The sequence below is a fragment of the Variovorax sp. SRS16 genome (assembly GCF_901827165.1).
Classification (GTDB): domain Bacteria; phylum Pseudomonadota; class Gammaproteobacteria; order Burkholderiales; family Burkholderiaceae_C; genus Variovorax.
The window spans coordinates 298,692-316,581 of record NZ_LR594667.1 but is presented as its reverse complement, the minus strand read 5'-3'; the positions used below and the strand labels follow the sequence as shown (position 1 = coordinate 316,581).

The window sequence follows — 17,890 nt, the reverse complement described above, 5'->3', positions numbered from 1 at the left end:
CGCCGGTATTGAATGTAGATTTTCAATGCCGGCCGACTGCTAGAGCGTCGGACCCGAAGGGCTGCACGCGTGGCAGGGCATGGGTCGCGTCGCTGTTTAGAGGGCGAGCGACCCTCTCGCCACGAGAGCCCACTCTGAGCGCCGAATCTCAAGGCAGCCGGACGCAGTGAAGTCCAGCTGCGCGCCCCGGTCGGATGCGCTTGGATCGAAGCCAGTGGCGTCATCCGATCTTCGAACCTGTGGGGCTCTGCACGTCTCGAGATGCATTCGACCGCTGCCGTTCCAGCTGCCGCCGTCGAGCGATTTCAGTCCGCCACGTAGACCTGCGTACCTCAGTAGTTCCGGCGGAACGACTGTCCCCGTGGGTGCCGGCCTCCGGTATGGCGCCGTGCCTGAAAAGGTATTGGCCTGCGCATTGCGGAGAGCCTAAAGTCGGGTGGATCGTTGTTTGGAGAACGTCTTGAATCCACCCAGCTCAATGCGCCGCCGTTCCGTGCTCGCAGGTCTTTCTTTCGCCTGCATGGCCAACGGCGCCTCATGGGCGCAGGCCTCCTATCCGAGCCGATCCATCAAAATCATCGTCCCGTTTGGAGCCGGCGCATCAGCTGACCTCATAACGCGCCGCGTCGCAGAGGCTATGGCGACCTCACTCGGGCAAGCCGTGATCGTAGAAAACCGCCCCGGCGCTACGGGCAATCTGGGTACGGGAGTAGCTGCTAAGGCGGAGCCTGACGGCTACACCCTTGTTGTTGCTTCGACTCCCAACTTCGCCATCAACACGGCACTCTATCGCCAACTCCCCTTCGACGTCGACGCTGACTTCAGCCCGATCTCTCTGATGGCCGAAGCGCCCAACGTGATTGCGGTAAACCCCTCTACAGGCATCACGTCCATGGGGGATCTGGTCGTTGCGGCCCGCAGGGCCCCTGGTGGGCTTGCATACACCTCAGCCACAGTCGGTAGCACGGGACACCTGCTTGGTGAGCTACTAGCTGCCCGCGCCGGAATCAGGCTGATACATGTGCCCGACAAGGACCCGATTACGCTGGTTCTCGGCGGCCACGCCCCGATGACAATTTTCACCACTGCTTCAGTCCTTCCACACCTTCGGTCGGGGCGACTGAAGGCATTGGCGGTTACCTCCGCGAGCCGGCTTGCCGTCGCACCAGACGTTCCAACGTTGCTCGAAATGAAGGGAATCGACATCAGTGGGACGGCTTGGTACGGGCTGGTCGCCCCACGCGCGACGCCAGCAGAAGCCCAGACGAAGCTCCGCTCTGCAGTCAAGAGCGCACTGCAAACCCCGCGTGTGCTAAGCGCGCTGGTGGATTCGGGACACGAGGTGCGCTTGTTGGAAGGATCGGATTTCGGAGCGTTTATGCGCGCCGAACGCGTTAAGTGGGCGGAGGCTGTGAGGCTCTCCGGAGCGAGACCCGAGTGACCCCAGTCGGGCGGAACGGAGGCCCAGTGACGTTCCCCCCGATTTCCGGACTTTTTAAAACTAGAGGTACGGTTGCTTTCCGGCAGCCCCGAAGGGGTGCAAGGAGAAGCAATGAAGAGGTCGAGATTTTCGGAAGAGCAGATCGCCTACGCGCTGCGACTGGCCGAGTCGGGCACACCCGTCATCGATGTGTGTCGCCAGATCGGCGTGTCCGAAGCGACGTACTACACGTGGAAGAAGAAGTTCGGCGACCTGGGCGTCACCGAGCTCAAGCGGCTCAAGATGCTCGAGGACGAGAACGCCCGCTTGAAGCGCATCGTGGCTGACCTGACGCTGGACAAGCAGATCCTGCAGGAGGTCGTTAGAAAAAAGCTCTGAAGGCTGCCAAGCGGCGCGAGCTGGCAGCCTGGATGCAGGAGCGCTACGAGGTGAGTGTGCGGCGGTCGTGCCGTCTGGCGTTGCTGCGCCCGTCGGTTTGGTATCAGAAGAGCGAGGCACGCGATCAAAGCGCGCTGCGCCTGCGCATTCGGGAGATTGCGATGGATCGTCCACGTTTCGGGTATTTGCGCGTGCTGGTGATGCTCAAGCGCGAGGGTTGGTCGGTCGGCAAGAAGCGCGTCTATCGCCTGTACCGGCTGGAAGGCTTGCAGCTTCGCATGAAGGTCAAACGCCGCAAGCGCATCAGCCTGCAGCGCGGTCGAGCGACGCCAGCCACAGGACCGAACCAGCACTGGAGCATGGACTTTGTACACGACCAGATGCTCGATGGCCGGGCATTCCGTGTGCTCACGGTGATCGATCAGTGGAGTCGCGAGAGCGTGTCTCTAGAGGCCGACTTCCGGCTCACAGGTCGATGCGTCGGGAAGGTCCTGGACGAGGCTGCGCTGCAGCGTGGATGGCCCAAGGCGATCACGGTGGACAACGGCACGGAGTTCACCTCCAAGGCGCTCGATGAATGGGCATGGCGCAGAGGCGTGAAACTCGACTACACGAGACCCGGAAAGCCCACGGACAATGGGCTGATCGAGTCATTCAACGGTCGCTTGCGCGACGAGTTCCTGAACGTCAACGAGTTCATTACGATGCAGGATGCGCGTGAGAAGTTGAAGGCTTGGCAGCATGACTACAACCATCACCGGCCGCATGGCTCTCTCGGCCACCTGACCCCGAGTGAGTTCGTCAAAAAGAGGTCAGATCAACAAGCCGGAAGCCGCCCGATTCCAGTTTAGAAGTGACCGGATAAGGGGGAGACGTCACTTGCTTGTATTCAAACACTCAGCAAGGGATACGTTTTTCGGGGGCAAGGTCACTGAAGTTGCGTTGCGACATGCAAGCGTGAGACACGCGGTGACGTAGGCTAAGGAACGCGGGTGCTCGAAGAGATGCGCCCCGTCACCGCTTGCGCCGTCGCTTTCAACAATTTTGTCAGCGCTAGCTTCTTGGGCTCGAAGATGCTTGTCGGAACAGCTAGGCCGAGACAGGCGATCATTTTGAGATGGACATTGAATACCGGTGCAGAGAAACCGACAACACCATTCGTAAACTCGTCCTGCGAGTACGCCACCCCCTCCGCCCTCACACTCAGCACCTGCCGATGCAGCTCTCCCACCGATCTCACCGACCGCCTTGCAATCGGTCGCAACTCGACGCGCGCCAAGTATTCCTCCAGCTCCTTCGCATCGAGAAACGCTAATACGAGTTTGCCGGAGGAGCTTGCGTACAGCGGCGCACGCACCCCCTCGTGCATCGCGAGTCCTCGCGACGCCGTCACACCGTGCACACGCTCCACAACATCCCCCACGCGAACATTCAAACCGCACGTGTTAATTTCCATGCAACCCTGAGCCGGCATTTCCATCGAATCTTGATCCACCCTTTTTGCAAGCCTGGAAGGCTCACGGTGTGGATAAGTTCTTGGTTTTCTCCTTCTTGGATTGTGCCGGCAGCGCCGAGCTGTTCTTGAATCGGAAGCTGTCGTTGCCAGTTTCCAGGATATGGCAGTGGTGCGTAAGCCGGTCCAACAGCGCCGTCGTCATCTTCGCATCACCGAACACCGACGCCCATTCGCTGAAGCTCAGGTTGGTCGTGATCACGACGCTGGTGCGTTCGTAAAGCTTGGACAGCAGGTGGAACAGCAAGGCCCCACCGGACGCGCTGAATGGCAGATAACCCAGTTCGTCGAGGATCACCAGATCGGCGTACATGAGCCGGGTGGCGATCTGTCCCGACTTGCCCTGCGCCTTCTCGACCTCCAGCGCATTGACCAGTTCGACCGTGGAGAAGAACCGGACTCGCCGGTGATGATGCTCGATGGCCTGCACACCGAGCGCCGTGGCCAGGTGGGTCTTACCAGTGCCCGGGCCCCCGACCAACACCACATTGTTGGCCTCCTCCAGAAACTCGCAACGGTGCAACTGCCGCGCCAGCGCCTCATTGACTTCGCTGTGGGCGAAGTCGAAACCGGCCAAGTCCCGGTACACAGGGAAACGGGCCACCTTCAATTGGTAGGCCACGGAGCGCACCTCGCGCTCGGCGGTTTCCGCCTTGAGCAGTTGGGCCAGGATGGGTTGTGCCGCCTCGAACGCCGGTGCCCCTTGTGCGGTCAGCTCGGCCACGGCCTGGGCCATGCCATACATCTTGAGCTCTCGCAGCATGATCACGATGGCGCCGCTGGCAGGGTCATGACGCATGACGCACCTCCTGGGCTGTGCGGGCAGCCGCGGGGCGGCGCAACTGGTCGTAGCGCAGCACGTTGGCTTGAGGTTCGTTGACCAAGCGCAGGGCCTGTGGTGCCGTCACCGGCGCCGCAGGCGCCGGCTCCCCTTCCAGCAAACGATGCAGCACGTTCAGCACATGGGTCTTGGTCGGCACGCCAGCTTCCAAGGCCAGCTCCACGGCGGCCAGCACGGCCTGTTCATCGTGGTGCAGAACCAGGGCCAGGATCTCCACCATCTCCCGGTCGCCACCCGATTGGCGCAGCAACATGGCCTGCAGCCGTTTGAAGGCTGGCGGCAGTTCGGCGAACGGAGCACCGTTGCGCAAGGCACCGGGCTTGCGCTGCAGCACCGCCAGGTAGTGACGCCAGTCGTAGACGGTCCGACCACCGACGTCGTGGCGCCGGTCGATGAGGCGCGTGTGCTCGCACAAGATCTGACCTTCGGCGGCGACCACCAGCCGCTCGGCGTAGACCCGCAGACTCACCGGCCGGTTGGCGTAGGAGGCCGGCACGCTGTAGCGGTTGCGCTCGAAGTGCACCAGGCAGGTGGGCGAGACCCGCTTGGTGTGTTCGACGAAGCCGTCGAAGGGGCGCGGCATCGGCATCAGGGTGGGCCGCTCCTGCTCCCAGACATCGGCCACCGTGCCTGGCAGCTTGCCGTGGACGATCTCGCGCCACAAGGTCTTGCAGCGGTTCTCCAGCCACTCGTTGAGTTCGGCCAGGGTTGGAAACGCCGGCACGGGTTGCCACAGCCGGTGACGCGCATCACGCACGTTCTTCTCCACCTGCCCTTTCTCCCAGCCCGAGGCCGGATTGCAGAACTCGGCCTCGAACAGGTAGTGGCTGACCATGGCGCTGAAACGGGCGTTGACGTCGCGCTCCTTGCCCCGGCGCACCTTGTCCACGGCGGTGCGCATGTTGTCGTAGATACCGCGCCGGGGAATGCCACCCAACACCGCGAAGGCATGGTTGTGCGCATCGAACAGCATCTCGTGGGTTTGCAGCGGATAAGCCCGCACGGTGAAGGCGCGACTGTGGCTGAGCTTGAAGTGGGCTACCTGCAGCTTGGTGCGCTCGCCGCCGATGACGGCCCAGTCTTCGCTCCAGTCGAATTGGAACGCTTCGCCAGGACCGAAGGCCAGCGGCACGAAGGTGCCTCGGCCGGTGGTCTGCTGCGCTTCCTGACGTTGCTGCTGCCAGACTCGGGCGAAGGCGGCTACCCGGCCGTATGAGCCTGGGTAGCCCAGGGCGGACAGGTCGGCGTGGAGTTGCTTCACGGTGCGCCGCTGCTTGCGCGACTTGCCCGCTTCGCTCTTGAGCCAGCCTGAGAGCTTCTCGGCGTAGGGATCGAGCTGGCTCGGACTGATGCGCCGAGGGTAGTGCGGCTCCGCCACACCCGCGCGCAGGTACTTCTTGATGGTGTTGCGAGACAGGCCGGTGCGCCGGGCGATCTCTCGGATGGACAACTGCTCGCGCAGGGCCCAGCGTCTGATGACACTTAATGTTGCCACGTCAATCACTCCTATGCTCCTGCCGAAAAAATCAGCAGGTTAGGGTTGTTACGTGGATCAGTTTTAGACGGAAATTACCGGGTTAAGCTGAGGCCAACGTTGGCGATAGTGACCGGCAGCGCCGCCAAGCGCGGGCTGGTGGTCAGGACAGGGAGCGAGGTCATTGAGGCCATGTCGCCATTTCTTCCTGCAGCCTGTCGGCCAATTCGCGCTGCCAAGCTGCCAGCAAGTCAAAGCGGCTGACCAGCCACAGCTCCGTTTCGAAGAAGAGCTTTTCGGGGTACGGCACCAGTTCGGGATAGTCAGCGGCAACGAACTTGGGCAGCAGCGCCACGCCGTGGCCCAGCGCGCACAGGTGCGCCATGGGCACGAAGCTGTCCGACTGCACGCGCACCTTGCCCGTCAGGCCGAACTTGGCCCAGTCCAGGTTGGCGTAGGTGAAGTTGTGATCCTGGTGGAAGAACTGCAAGTTCATGGCCAGAAGGTCGTGGTCGTCGACAAACGCGGGATTTGACGCACTCGTGTCGTGGCGCGCCAGGTACGCGCGGCTGGCGTAAGCGCCCACGGCCACCGCACCGATCTTGCGTACGCGCAGGGAATTGCTGTTGCGCACAGGCCGTGCTAGCCGCACGGCGATGTCCACCTGGTCTTGCTCCAGATTGACGAAGTGCGTCTCGGTGGTGATGTTGAGCAGCAGCCGAGGAAATTTCTCCCCCAGCGCGACGAATACTGGCGCAAAGCGCTTGGCGAACACGTCCATCAGGCTGATGCGCACCACGCCCGCGCCTTCCTGGTGATTCTGAGAGAAGCTGCGCGCCGCCTCTTCCATGTGCTGGGCAGCGCTGACCAGCGCGTGCAGGTCGGCCGAGGCTTTCCAGCCGGCCTCGCTGCGCACGAACAGAGTGCGACCGAAGCGCTGCTCCAGCACCCGGATGCGCCGGCGCAGGGTGGAGTCGTCGATGCCTTCCATGTCGGCTGCAACTTCGTAGCTCCCGTGGCGCTCCAGCGCGAGGAAGGCGCGGATCAGGTCCCATGGAGGTGTGGTGGTGCCGTCTCGGGTCATGGTGCATGCTTTCATCGATGGCTTCAGGCTTTCTGGGGCTTGCAGGTTCAGGAAAAGCGCAGCCGCACCTGGGCGCTGGCGGCGCGCGTGCGGCAGGCCAGCAGCCAGCCTTCTGCAGCATCGTCTTCGTCCAGCACCGAGCTGTCGAGCCGCAGCACCTCGCCGTCCACCAGGCGGCACATGCAGGAGGCGCATTCGCCAACCCGGCAAGCGTGCGGGACGGCCAGCCCGGCGTCGAGCATGGCGCCCAGCAGGAATTGCCCGCCGCGCACCGACACGGTATGCGTCTGCCCCTTGAGCTGAACCGTCAGCTCGGCGTCGGGACCCTCGGCGCCCGTTTCCACCGCGCCCTCCAGCGCAGCGCCGAAGTCCTCGCGGTAGACGCGACTGGGCTCGATCCCAGCCGCTGCCAGCGCAGCCAGAACGGAGTGCATGAAGGCCTCGGGGCCGCAAAGGTAGGCGTCAGCAGCCTCAAGGCCCTGGGTCTGCGCCTCCAGCAGCGCCTGCGTGGGCAGGCCCTGTTCGGCGTCATACCAGTGGCGTATCTCCAGCCGCTGCCCGCTACCCGCCTGTAGCGCCTGCAACTCAGCCAGTAGCATGGCCGTGGCTCGGTCGCGGCAGGCGTAGAACAGCCGTACCTGGGGCGCGCCTTGCAGCAACGCTTGGCGCGCCAGCGCGAAGATGGGCGCAATGCCACTGCCGCCGGCATACAACAGCACTGGTTGGCCATGCCGCGCCAGTGTGAAGCGCCCGGCGGGCGGAAGCACCTGCAATCGTTGGCCCGCTCGCGCGTGGTCGCACAGCCAATTGGAGACGCGCCCACCCGCCACGCGGCGCACCAGCACGCTGATCGCCTGCCCATCCTCGGGCGCACTGGTGATCGAATAGCAGCGCCAATGTTCATCGCCTTGCACGGGGACGGCAAGCGTCAGGTACTGGCCAGACTGGAAGGAAAAACGCTGCCGCTGCCCGCCGTCCACGCCCAGGCTCAGCAGGATGGCGTCGCTGCCTTGCGGTGAAACAGCGGTGACGGTAAGAGAATGTGCCAGTTTCATGCGCTGCCACCTCCCCTCACAAAAAGAACGAGTTGTTGCCCTGCAGGCAGTCGCTGTCGATCAGGTTGACCTGCTTGAGCACGATGACTAGCCCCTGGGCGCTCTGGCGCAGCACGAACCCGTTCCAGCCCGCGAGCACACGGTTGTGGCCCTCGCGTGACTCGGCCAGAGTGAAGCTGTAGCGCGCGCGCCATTCATTGCCACGGTCCGGGCTGGGCCACACTTCCAGTCCGCCCCAGTGCCGCGCCGTGCGCGAAGTCGGGAACTGCGAGAAGGCCAGCCCGGTGCCCAGGCGGCTCACACGGTCGAGCAGACGGCGCCGGTCGTGGAATTCCAAGGTGACGTATTGGCGCGGGTCGGGCGCGGGCGCGCCCGCCGGCACCCAATAGGCGCATTCCTCGCCATACAACGCCAGCCAGCGCTCGTAGGCGGTCTTGTCCATCGAGCCCTGATCGAGCAGGCGAGCTTCCAGTGTCAGTAGTTGTGCCACCTGCTGCGTTTGCGCGGCGTCAGCGCCCTGGGTGCGCACGGCGGCCTGGGCCAGGTCGTCCGAAGCGGCGAGAAGCCAGTCGTAGAACGCCGGCACCACGTAGAGCGAGGGAGGCTGGTGGCGGTAGGCCGGAACGGCGGCAGCTTGGGCCAGATCCTGGGCGGCGTTCATGGCAGCTTCCCCTTGTTCATTTGCAGCGTCGGGCGGGCTTGCATCAGCCGCTTCCACTGAGCGTAGTAGTTGCGCATGTGAATCTCTGTGGTCACCGGGCCGCTGACCACGCCATCGGGACCGGGCACATCCTTGCCGGTCTCCCAGTGGCGACCCATGTCCACCCATTCGTCCTCGGGGCTGTTCATAAGGCCGCGTTGGCACTCTTCGAAGTTGGCGGCGTCGTCCATCTCGCCCATGACGGGGAAATCCTCCTGCGTGCGCAGGCGCATGGTGTTGACCTCTGCGTCCACGTCTCTGCGCCGGGTGGCATGCCAGCTTACCGAGGTTTCGCCCACCGCCAGAGGCTGGATCACCTGCACCTGGTTGCCGATCAGCGCCAGATTGGGAAAGATGTTGAGGTTCATGCCCGCCCCGACAGTGGTGTCGAGCACGCGTTGGGCCTGATCGCGGCTGTGGGTGGCGGCCACGTGGGCCTCGTAGGGCTCACGCCCCGGCTGCGGGCGCTGCTCGCGCCAGGCGGAGTTGGCGTGCATCTCGGGACGCTGGTCGACCACCGTATGCCCGTTGTCGAGCGCGTTGTTGCTCATGCGGGAGCGGTCGGCGTCGGCGAAGTAGGCCATGTCGCCGCCACCGTAGCGTTCCTTGGTCATCACCAGCAGCGACTGGTGCGAGAACGGCACGTGGTAGCCGTCGCCCGCGTTGTCCCAGACCAGTTTCCAGTTGCAGCCGACGCGAAAGCGCTGAGCGCCGGCCAAGACGATGTTCTGAGCGCCCCCATTGTGCTCGATCCAGGCGTCCAGATAGCGTGTGGCATTGCCGAGGTGCTCGGCCAGGGGCGGCGCCTCGGAGTTCAGGGTAGCGAAGATGAAGCCCTTGTACGACGCCACCTGCGCAGGCCGCGCAAGGTGCATGTCGCGCGCCTTGAAGGCCGGGCCATAGGCGTTCTTGCCGGGAATGCCGAACAACTGACCTCGGTTGTCGAAACGCCAGCCGTGGTAGGGGCAGGTGAAGTTGGCGGCGTTTCCTTGGTGCTCGCGGCAGACGGTTGCGCCGCGGTGCGAGCAACGGTTGGAGAACACGCGAATTTGCCCCTCTTCGTCGCGAGTCACGATGACCTCGCGGGTGCCCAGCCAGGCCTGCCGGAAATCGTTGGGCTCGGGGATCTCGCTTTCATGGGCCAAGTACACCCAGCTGGCGGCGTACACATGGTCCATTTCGCGGGCAAAGATGGCGGGGTCGGTATAGACGCGGCGGTGTACACGGTCTGGCTGCACCAGGTCGTCCCATTCATCGGCGGCGGATTCCCCGGCCGGAACGGCGGCAATATGAATTACTTTCATCGTTTTCTCGCAATTCGGTTGAATCTGAAAATCGCGGCTTCAGTTCATGTTGTTTCGGTAAGCGTGGGCACAGCCGCGGGAGCCAGGGCGCCTTCGTCCAGTAAGCGGCGGCCCAGCGCGATGACGGCGTCGGGAGACAGAGGCTGGCTGGCTTCCTGTTCTACGTGCGCCCACTGCTCGTCGTCGAACAGCGCGCGGTGGTAGGCCATGAACTTGTCTTTCAGGAACTGACGGTCCACCTCGGGGTGCCCCTGGATGCCCAAGATGCGGCCCTGCACCAAGAACACCTCGTGGGGGATGGTCTGCGACGACGCCAGCAGGACGCTGCCCGGCGGCAGTGCCGCCACGCATTCGCCGTGGCTTTGCACCAGCACGCTGGGCGCTTGCGCCAGCGCCGCGCCCAGCACGCTGATCGCCTGCCCATCCTCGGGCGCACTGGTGATCGAATAGCAGCGCCAATGTTCATCGCCTTGCACGGGGACGGCAAGCGTCAGGTACTGGCCAGACTGGAAGGAAAAACGCTGCCGCTGCCCGCCGTCCACGCCCAGGCTCAGCAGGATGGCGTCGCTGCCTTGCGGTGAAACAGCGGTGACGGTAAGAGAATGTGCCAGTTTCATGCGCTGCCACCTCCCCTCACAAAAAGAACGAGTTGTTGCCCTGCAGGCAGTCGCTGTCGATCAGGTTGACCTGCTTGAGCACGATGACTAGCCCCTGGGCGCTCTGGCGCAGCACGAACCCGTTCCAGCCCGCGAGCACACGGTTGTGGCCCTCGCGTGACTCGGCCAGAGTGAAGCTGTAGCGCGCGCGCCATTCATTGCCACGGTCCGGGCTGGGCCACACTTCCAGTCCGCCCCAGTGCCGCGCCGTGCGCGAAGTCGGGAACTGCGAGAAGGCCAGCCCGGTGCCCAGGCGGCTCACACGGTCGAGCAGACGGCGCCGGTCGTGGAATTCCAAGGTGACGTATTGGCGCGGGTCGGGCGCGGGCGCGCCCGCCGGCACCCAATAGGCGCATTCCTCGCCATACAACGCCAGCCAGCGCTCGTAGGCGGTCTTGTCCATCGAGCCCTGATCGAGCAGGCGAGCTTCCAGTGTCAGTAGTTGTGCCACCTGCTGCGTTTGCGCGGCGTCAGCGCCCTGGGTGCGCACGGCGGCCTGGGCCAGGTCGTCCGAAGCGGCGAGAAGCCAGTCGTAGAACGCCGGCACCACGTAGAGCGAGGGAGGCTGGTGGCGGTAGGCCGGAACGGCGGCAGCTTGGGCCAGATCCTGGGCGGCGTTCATGGCAGCTTCCCCTTGTTCATTTGCAGCGTCGGGCGGGCTTGCATCAGCCGCTTCCACTGAGCGTAGTAGTTGCGCATGTGAATTTCTGTGGTCACCGGGCCGCTGACCACGCCATCGGGACCGGGCACATCCTTGCCGGTCTCCCAGTGGCGACCCATGTCCACCCATTCGTCCTCGGGGCTGTTCATAAGGCCGCGTTGGCACTCTTCGAAGTTGGCGGCGTCGTCCATCTCGCCCATGACGGGGAAATCCTCCTGCGTGCGCAGGCGCATGGTGTTGACCTCTGCGTCCACGTCTCTGCGCCGGGTGGCATGCCAGCTTACCGAGGTTTCGCCCACCGCCAGAGGCTGGATCACCTGCACCTGGTTGCCGATCAGCGCCAGATTGGGAAAGATGTTGAGGTTCATGCCCGCCCCGACAGTGGTGTCGAGCACGCGTTGGGCCTGATCGCGGCTGTGGGTGGCGGCCACGTGGGCCTCGTAGGGCTCACGCCCCGGCTGCGGGCGCTGCTCGCGCCAGGCGGAGTTGCTGTGCATCTCGGGACGCTGGTCGACCACCGTATGCCCGTTGTCGAGCGCGTTGTTGCTCATGCGGGAGCGGTCGGCGTCGGCGAAGTAGGCCATGTCGCCGCCACCGTAGCGTTCCTTGGTCATCACCAGCAGCGACTGGTGCGAGAACGGCACGTGGTAGCCGTCGCCCGCGTTGTCCCAGACCAGTTTCCAGTTGCAGCCGACGCGAAAGCGCTGAGCGCCGGCCAAGACGATGTTCTGAGCGCCCCCATTGTGCTCGATCCAGGCGTCCAGATAGCGTGTGGCATTGCCGAGGTGCTCGGCCAGGGGCGGCGCCTCGGAGTTCAGGGTAGCGAAGATGAAGCCCTTGTACGACGCCACCTGCGCAGGCCGCGCAAGGTGCATGTCGCGCGCCTTGAAGGCCGGGCCATAGGCGTTCTTGCCGGGAATGCCGAACAACTGACCTCGGTTGTCGAAACGCCAGCCGTGGTAGGGGCAGGTGAAGTTGGCGGCGTTTCCTTGGTGCTCGCGGCAGACGGTTGCGCCGCGGTGCGAGCAACGGTTGGAGAACACGCGAATTTGCCCCTCTTCGTCGCGAGTCACGATGACCTCGCGGGTGCCCAGCCAGGCCTGCCGGAAATCGTTGGGCTCGGGGATCTCGCTTTCATGGGCCAAGTACACCCAGCTGGCGGCGTACACATGGTCCATTTCGCGGGCAAAGATGGCGGGGTCGGTATAGACGCGGCGGTGTACACGGTCTGGCTGCACCAGGTCGTCCCATTCATCGGCGGCGGATTCCCCGGCCGGAACGGCGGCAATATGAATTACTTTCATCGTTTTCTCGCAATTCGGTTGAATCTGAAAATCGCGGCTTCAGTTCATGTTGTTTCGGTAAGCGTGGGCACAGCCGCGGGAGCCAGGGCGCCTTCGTCCAGTAAGCGGCGGCCCAGCGCGATGACGGCGTCGGGAGACAGAGGCTGGCTGGCTTCCTGTTCTACGTGCGCCCACTGCTCGTCGTCGAACAGCGCGCGGTGGTAGGCCATGAACTTGTCTTTCAGGAACTGACGGTCCACCTCGGGGTGCCCCTGGATGCCCAAGATGCGGCCCTGCACCAAGAACACCTCGTGGGGGATGGTCTGCGACGACGCCAGCAGGACGCTGCCCGGCGGCAGTGCCGCCACGCATTCGCCGTGGCTTTTCACCAGCACGCTGGGCGCTTGCGCCAGCGCCGCGCCCAGCAGCTCAACGGCGACGGGGTCCCAGCGCAGGGCATCGACCCCCAGCTTGAAGCGCCCTGACGGGTTCCTGGCAACCCGTCCACCTAGGGCCGCCGCGATGGCCTGCGAGCCAAAGCACAGCCCGATCAGGGGTGAGCCTGCCTCGTCGCTAACGCGGCGAATCAGCGCCAGCAGGTTGCTCACCAGGAGCGAATCGGCATCGTCCACTACCGACATTGGGCTGCCGCTGATGACGTAGCCGTCGTAGCCCATCGCCCGCTCCAGGAAGCCGTCGCGCGCGGGTTCCAGCACGTCCCACTGCCCGCCCGCGCGACCGAAAGTGGCGATCATTTTTTCCTGCAAGATCTCGTCTCCGGGTACTTCAGTGCACCAGAGCACGGCATATTTCTTCTTCACGGTGTCCATGAGCGTTACCTGGTTCAGTTCAGAACAGTTCGAAGTACTCGCGATGCTCCCAGTCGGTGACGGGGTCGCCCGCCATGTCCACGTCGGCGCCTTCGGCGGCCACGAAGCGCGCCCATTCGCTGCGCCGCAGGTGCAGCCAGTAGTGGATGAACTCTTCGCCGAAGGCTTCGCGGAAGAAGCTGGAGCCCTCCAGCACGTCCAGCGCCTCGGCCAGGTTGCGCGGCAGGATCGGAACGTCGGCGGCATAGGGCGTTTCCTGCAGAGGGCCGGGATCGAGTTGGCGACGAATGCCATCGATCCCCGAGAAGAGCTGCGAGGCCAGATACAGGTAGGGGTTGGCCGCCGGCTCGCCGACCCGGTTTTCCACACGGCTGGCTGAGTCTTCTGGGGCGGCGATCACGCGCGCCATGGCGGCGCGGTTGTCCTCGGCCCAGGTCACCCGATCCGGGGCCAGAGAGAACGGGCGTCGGCGTCGGTAGCCGTTAACCGTGGGGGTGGTGAAGCTGGAGGCCGCACAGGCATGTTTGAGCAGGCCACCGACATAGGCCCGGCCCAGCGCCGACAGCGGCTCGCCCGTCTGCGGAACGAAGGCATTGACGCCGGAGTCGCGCGCCGCCAGCGACTGGTGCAGATGCCAGCCCGAGGCACAGAAACCCTCAATCTTGGGTTTGCACATGAAACTGGCAAGGTAACCGCGCCGCCGACAGATTTGCTTGACTGCGTTGCGGAACAACACCATGGTGTCGGCCATGTCCAGGCCGGACATGACGTCGAAGGTGGTCTCCATCTGGCTGGGCCCCCATTCATCCTCGATGCTGCGCAACGGCATGCCCAGCGTCAGCAGGTGCTGGCGCACCTCGGCCATGATGGGTTCGACCTCGTCCAAGTGATTTTCGAGCAGATAGGAGTAGCCCTTGGCGACCGGCATCACCTTGGGCGGTGCCGCCGGTGTGCCGGGGCCACCCAGCGTCTCGGGCTCCAGGCAGGGGTCGACGATGCGCGTCAAGTACCACTCCACCTCCAGGCCACCATGGAAGTCATAGCCCAGATCCGCCAACTGCCCCAGCGCTTTCTTCAACAGGGCACGCGGGCTCAGCGGGAAGGGCCGACCGCTACGCATGTACAGATCGGCCAGCATCCAGCCCGTGCGATCAGCCCAGGGCAGCACGCGGAAGGTGGTGGGGTCGGGCACCATCACCACGTTAGGGCTGCCCGCCAACTCCGGGTTGCCAAGCCCGCCATCCGAGGAAAAGGGATTGAACACGAAGGCGCTGGCCGTGTCGAAGAAAAAGGGCGCCATGGTGATTTCCGAGCCGCTGCCGAATGCGGAGCGCAAGGCTGCCACCGACAGCATTTTCCCGCGCAGCAGACCATATTGATCCGGCCATGAGAGGCGAATCATCTGAATGCCGTCCTGCTCGATTTTCTTCAGCACTTCAACGGCCGCCGCCTTCTGGGCGTCGGACCACAAGCCGTGCCGATCAATGAATTTCTGGCTCATTTTTGTCTTCGGGTTTTCCGGCATAGATGCCGGTTGTTTAGAATTAACGAATTACCCAACCATCTGCCACCAGATCAGTTCAGCACGCATTAAATTTGCCAATTGATCTTTGTCGCAGATTAATATTATGTTGATTTCCTGAGAACCTGAAAGGAAAACATGCGAAACCTATTCGCAAAAATGCGAGTGATGCAATGGTTTTTTCAACCACCCCCCGCCACTTCGAGCCCTACGGCAACGCTAGGAGCCACGCGGCAGGCTAGGAGCGTGGGCGGCAGAAGCAGGGAATCCCCTGATGACCTGCGCACATGAGTGAGCGTTCAAGCTGCATGGCCATAAGTTACCGCCCCTACGAACCGCAACAAGAGATGCTGCTGTCCGCATCGCTGCAGGACTGGCTGCCTGCGGGGCACCTGGCCTACTTCATCAGCGACACGGTCGATGCGCTGTAAGCGTTCCGCGAACCCATCTTTCATCTCACCGTTGAAGCTGCGAACCTCGGGTCTTCGCAATCAACGAACGAGACGAGGTGGACATGGATCGACAGCAGATGGAACGGTGCCTGGAGCAAGTGGCGGCGTATCGTGCCTCTGGCCAGAAGGCGCAGGTATGGGCCGAGGCCAACGGGGTGCCAGCGGGAACGCTGCAAAGCTGGTGCGCACATGCGCGGCGCTGGCAGGCGCGGCTCGACGGCGTCAGCCCTGAGCCCTCGCCAGCCGCCAGGCCGAGCGGCTTCGTGGCCGCCCGCGTGGCGCCTGGTGCCGCATCGACATCGGTGCGCGTCGAATTGAACGTGGGAGGCACCCGGCTCGATCTGCATTGGCCGCTGGCGCACACGCGTGAACTCGCTTCGCTGCTGCGGGAGTTCGGCCGATGATTCGCATCGACGTCATCTGGCTGGCGCTTGGCGCGGCCGACCTGCGCGGGGGCATCGACACGCTGTTGGCCCAAGTGGTGCGCGGCTTCGCGCTGGGCGCGCAAGCCCACCACGCCTACGTGTTTGCCAACCGCCGCGCCGACCGGCTCAAGGTGCTGGTCTACGACGGCGCGGGCATGTGGCTGTGCACCCGGCGGCTGCAAGCGGGCAGCTTCGCCTGGCCGCGCCAGGACACGGGGTCACTTCAACTCACGCGCGAGCAGTTCGACTGGCTCGTCGCGGGCCTGCCGTGGCAGCGCCTGGGCAGCGCGCAGCCGCAGTCGATCACGGTGGTCTGAATGCGCTCGATTCGAGGTCGGGATTTGCGCGTTTGTCTATTGGAGAAAGTCATGCCTCGCGCGCACGCGCGCGCGAGGCATGATGGCGGCCATGCTCGAAGGCCCGGACACCCACACGATCGATGCGCCGGGCGCACTGGATTCGATGCAGGAGCTGCGCGATGTGATCGGGCGCATGCAAGGCGAGCTGAAGTTCAAGCAAACCAGGATCGAGGCGCTGAACTTCGAGATCGCGCGGCTGAAGCGCTGGCGCTTCGGCTCCTCCAGCGAGAGCCTGGAGACGAGCACGCAGGCGGTGCTGTTCGATCAGATCCTGGCCGACACGGCGCTGGAAGACCGCGCCGCCCAGCAAGACCAGAAGCCACCGGTAGCGCCACCCCGGGCCAAAGGCCAGGCGGTGCGCCAGGCGCTGCCGGCGAGCCTGCCGCGCATCGATCACCATCACGAGATCGAGCAGACCCACTGCGAGTGCGGCCAGCCCTTCAAGCGCATCGGCCAAGAAGTCAGCGAGCAGCTCGATTGCGTGCCGGCCCAATTCTTCGTGCTGCGCCATATCCGCGGCAAGTACGCCTGCACGTGCTGCCAGACGATCCAGGCCGCGCCGATGCCCGCGCAGATCATCGACAAAGGCATCCCCGCGCCGGGCCTGCTCGCGCAGGTGGTGGTGGCCAAGCACGACGATCACTTGCCGCTGTACCGGCAGGAAGAGATCTACGCGCGCTCTGGCGTGCACATCCCGCGCTCGAGCATGGCCCAGTGGATCGGCATCTGCGGGGTGCGTCTGGCACCGCTGGCCGATGCACTGAAGGGCTTCATCCTCAGCCACGGTGTGATCCACGCCGACGAGACGCCGGTGTCGCTGCTGGCGCCGGGGCGCGGCAAGACCAAACGGGCCTACGTCTGGGTCTACCGCACGACCAACTTCGTGGCCCAGCGCGCGGTGCTGTTCGACTTCACCGCCAGCCGCGCCGGCGAACATCCGCGGCGCGTGCTGCGAGGCTTCGGCGGCACGCTGGTCAGCGACGATTACAGCGGCTATTTTGGGCTTCAGGCGCAAGGCGTCAGCGCCGCACTATGCTGGGCCCACGCGCGGCGCAAGCTGTTCGAGGCGCACGAGTTCAACGCCAGCCAGATCGCCGGCCAGGCGGTGGCGCTGATCGCAAAGCTGTACGAGGTCGAGCGCGAGGCGCGCGAACTCGAACCCCAGGCACGGTGGCTGCTGCGCCAGCAACGCTCCAGGCCCATCGTCCAGGCCCTGCACCTCTGGCTGACCGGGCAGCGCCAGAAGCTGGCCAATGCCGACGTGACGGCCAAGGCGATCGATTATTCGCTGAGCAATTGGCGCGCGCTCACGCGCTACCTGGACGACGGCGACGTCCCAATCGACAACAACGCGGCGGAGAACGCGGTGCGCCCGCTGTGCGTTGGCCGCAAGAATTGGCTTTTTGTAGGCTCGCAGCAGGCCGGCGAGCGCGCTGGCGTGGTCATGAGCCTGATCGAGTCGGCCAAACTAAACGGGCACGATCCCTGGGCCTACCTCAAGGACGTCTTCGAGCGTCTGCCCACGCTCAAGCAGCGCGACCTCGCGCAGCTGCTGCCGCACAACTGGCGGCCTGCCACCGACATCGCCGTGCCAAACGCGGCGCTCGCCGCCGCCGCGTAGAACCATCCTTCAACACGCCGTCATCGACGGCGCAAGGGTGTCGTTCGCGGAACGCTTACGGTGTGCCGGCGGCGCCGGCGCAGTTGCTGCCGGTGCGAATCGAGCCGAACCTGGCGACCGTGCCGCAGCGCGAAGGCGGCCTGATTGAAGTGCAGATCCACGGGGTCGATTTGTTTTCGTTGTCAAAAGTGACGGTAGGAGATCGAGCACTGGCGTAGGGGTGGCCTGCCAAGCCATTGATTTCATTGGGTTTCCTGTTGATTTTTTTGATCGCCGTTTGAGGGCGCAAAA

19 protein-coding genes are annotated in these 17,890 nt (G+C 64.3%); 7 read left to right on the top strand and 12 right to left on the bottom strand.

What is annotated here, in order from left to right; all coding sequences use genetic code 11:
• Nucleotides 1-460 precede the first annotated feature (460 nt).
• Together E5P2_RS29520 and E5P2_RS29515 are read left to right on the top strand one after the other, a co-directional pair.
• Entirely contained in the window at nt 461-1,441 is a 981-nt protein-coding gene (locus E5P2_RS29520; RefSeq protein WP_015060617.1) for a Bug family tripartite tricarboxylate transporter substrate binding protein, read from the top strand.
• Nucleotides 1,442-1,552: 111 nt separating this feature from the next.
• Nucleotides 1,553-2,670, top strand: a protein-coding gene (locus E5P2_RS29515) for an IS3 family transposase (RefSeq protein WP_419186584.1) whose coding sequence is annotated in 2 segments (ribosomal slippage) — nt 1,553-1,805 and nt 1,805-2,670 — 1,119 coding nt in all. Because the reading frame shifts where the segments join, the coding sequence is not laid out codon by codon here.
• A 128-nt stretch (nt 2,671-2,798) separates the two neighbouring features.
• Here E5P2_RS29515 and E5P2_RS29510 read toward each other — a convergent pair.
• From E5P2_RS29510 to E5P2_RS29455, 12 genes are all read right to left on the bottom strand, one after another.
• Entirely contained in the window at nt 2,799-3,299 is a 501-nt protein-coding gene (locus tag E5P2_RS29510) for an IclR family transcriptional regulator domain-containing protein (protein ID WP_060710272.1), read from the bottom strand.
• A gap of 37 nt (nt 3,300-3,336) precedes the next feature.
• Nucleotides 3,337-4,131, bottom strand: a complete 795-nt coding sequence (gene istB / locus E5P2_RS29505) for an IS21-like element IS1600 family helper ATPase IstB (RefSeq protein WP_011255145.1) — start codon at nt 4,129-4,131, stop codon at nt 3,337-3,339.
• Complete coding sequence (gene istA, locus E5P2_RS29500; RefSeq protein WP_011255179.1) at nt 4,121-5,677, bottom strand: IS21-like element IS1600 family transposase; 1,557 nt, start codon at nt 5,675-5,677, stop codon at nt 4,121-4,123. The genes istB and istA overlap by 11 nt, the downstream gene beginning before the upstream one ends.
• Before the next feature lie 151 nt (nt 5,678-5,828).
• Nucleotides 5,829-6,746, bottom strand: a complete 918-nt coding sequence (locus tag E5P2_RS29495) for a LysR family transcriptional regulator (protein WP_015060643.1) — start codon at nt 6,744-6,746, stop codon at nt 5,829-5,831.
• 32 nt (nt 6,747-6,778) lie between these two features.
• The gene (locus tag E5P2_RS29490) at nt 6,779-7,786 is read right to left on the bottom strand and encodes a ferredoxin--NADP reductase (RefSeq protein ID WP_014386263.1); all 1,008 of its coding nucleotides are present in this window, start codon (nt 7,784-7,786) and stop codon (nt 6,779-6,781) included.
• 16 nt (nt 7,787-7,802) lie between these two features.
• The gene (locus E5P2_RS29485; RefSeq protein ID WP_014386451.1) at nt 7,803-8,447 is read right to left on the bottom strand and encodes an aromatic-ring-hydroxylating dioxygenase subunit beta; all 645 of its coding nucleotides are present in this window, start codon (nt 8,445-8,447) and stop codon (nt 7,803-7,805) included.
• Nucleotides 8,444-9,790, bottom strand: a complete 1,347-nt coding sequence (locus E5P2_RS29480) for an aromatic ring-hydroxylating oxygenase subunit alpha (RefSeq protein WP_162570827.1) — start codon at nt 9,788-9,790, stop codon at nt 8,444-8,446. The genes E5P2_RS29485 and E5P2_RS29480 overlap by 4 nt, the downstream gene beginning before the upstream one ends.
• A 44-nt stretch (nt 9,791-9,834) precedes the next feature.
• Nucleotides 9,835-10,407 carry an FAD-binding oxidoreductase gene (locus tag E5P2_RS29475; RefSeq protein WP_162570826.1) on the bottom strand — a complete coding sequence of 191 codons (573 nt, stop codon included), beginning with the start codon at nt 10,405-10,407 and terminating at the stop codon, nt 9,835-9,837.
• A 16-nt stretch (nt 10,408-10,423) separates the two neighbouring features.
• Entirely contained in the window at nt 10,424-11,068 is a 645-nt protein-coding gene (locus E5P2_RS29470; RefSeq protein ID WP_014386451.1) for an aromatic-ring-hydroxylating dioxygenase subunit beta, read from the bottom strand.
• Nucleotides 11,065-12,411, bottom strand: coding sequence for an aromatic ring-hydroxylating oxygenase subunit alpha (locus E5P2_RS29465; protein ID WP_162570825.1), 1,347 nt, complete (start codon nt 12,409-12,411; stop codon nt 11,065-11,067). The genes E5P2_RS29470 and E5P2_RS29465 overlap by 4 nt, the downstream gene beginning before the upstream one ends.
• A gap of 44 nt (nt 12,412-12,455) precedes the next feature.
• Nucleotides 12,456-13,220, bottom strand: a complete 765-nt coding sequence (locus E5P2_RS29460; RefSeq protein ID WP_060710154.1) for a type 1 glutamine amidotransferase — start codon at nt 13,218-13,220, stop codon at nt 12,456-12,458.
• Nucleotides 13,221-13,239: 19 nt separating this feature from the next.
• Nucleotides 13,240-14,721, bottom strand: coding sequence for a glutamine synthetase family protein (locus E5P2_RS29455; protein WP_060710153.1), 1,482 nt, complete (start codon nt 14,719-14,721; stop codon nt 13,240-13,242).
• Nucleotides 14,722-15,050: 329 nt separating this feature from the next.
• Here E5P2_RS29455 and E5P2_RS38210 point away from each other — a divergent pair, with 329 nt between their 5' ends.
• From E5P2_RS38210 to E5P2_RS29435, 5 genes are all read left to right on the top strand, one after another.
• On the top strand, nt 15,051-15,173 hold the full coding sequence (locus E5P2_RS38210) for a hypothetical protein (protein WP_015060607.1): 123 nt from the start codon (nt 15,051-15,053) through the stop codon (nt 15,171-15,173).
• 83 nt (nt 15,174-15,256) lie between these two features.
• Nucleotides 15,257-15,598: an IS66 family insertion sequence element accessory protein TnpA gene (tnpA, locus tag E5P2_RS29450; RefSeq protein ID WP_014386446.1), complete on the top strand. Its 342-nt coding sequence runs from the start codon at nt 15,257-15,259 to the stop codon at nt 15,596-15,598.
• A complete protein-coding gene (tnpB, locus tag E5P2_RS29445; RefSeq protein WP_014386445.1) occupies nt 15,595-15,936 on the top strand; it encodes an IS66 family insertion sequence element accessory protein TnpB in 342 nt (113 codons plus the stop codon). The genes tnpA and tnpB overlap by 4 nt, the downstream gene beginning before the upstream one ends.
• Nucleotides 15,937-16,081: 145 nt before the next feature.
• Nucleotides 16,082-17,599 carry an IS66 family transposase gene (gene tnpC / locus E5P2_RS29440; protein ID WP_059153614.1) on the top strand — a complete coding sequence of 506 codons (1,518 nt, stop codon included), beginning with the start codon at nt 16,082-16,084 and terminating at the stop codon, nt 17,597-17,599.
• 62 nt (nt 17,600-17,661) lie between these two features.
• Nucleotides 17,662-17,817 (top strand): hypothetical protein, encoded by a 156-nt coding sequence (locus E5P2_RS29435; protein ID WP_014386443.1) that lies wholly within the window; start codon nt 17,662-17,664, stop codon nt 17,815-17,817.
• Nucleotides 17,818-17,890 lie beyond the last annotated feature (73 nt).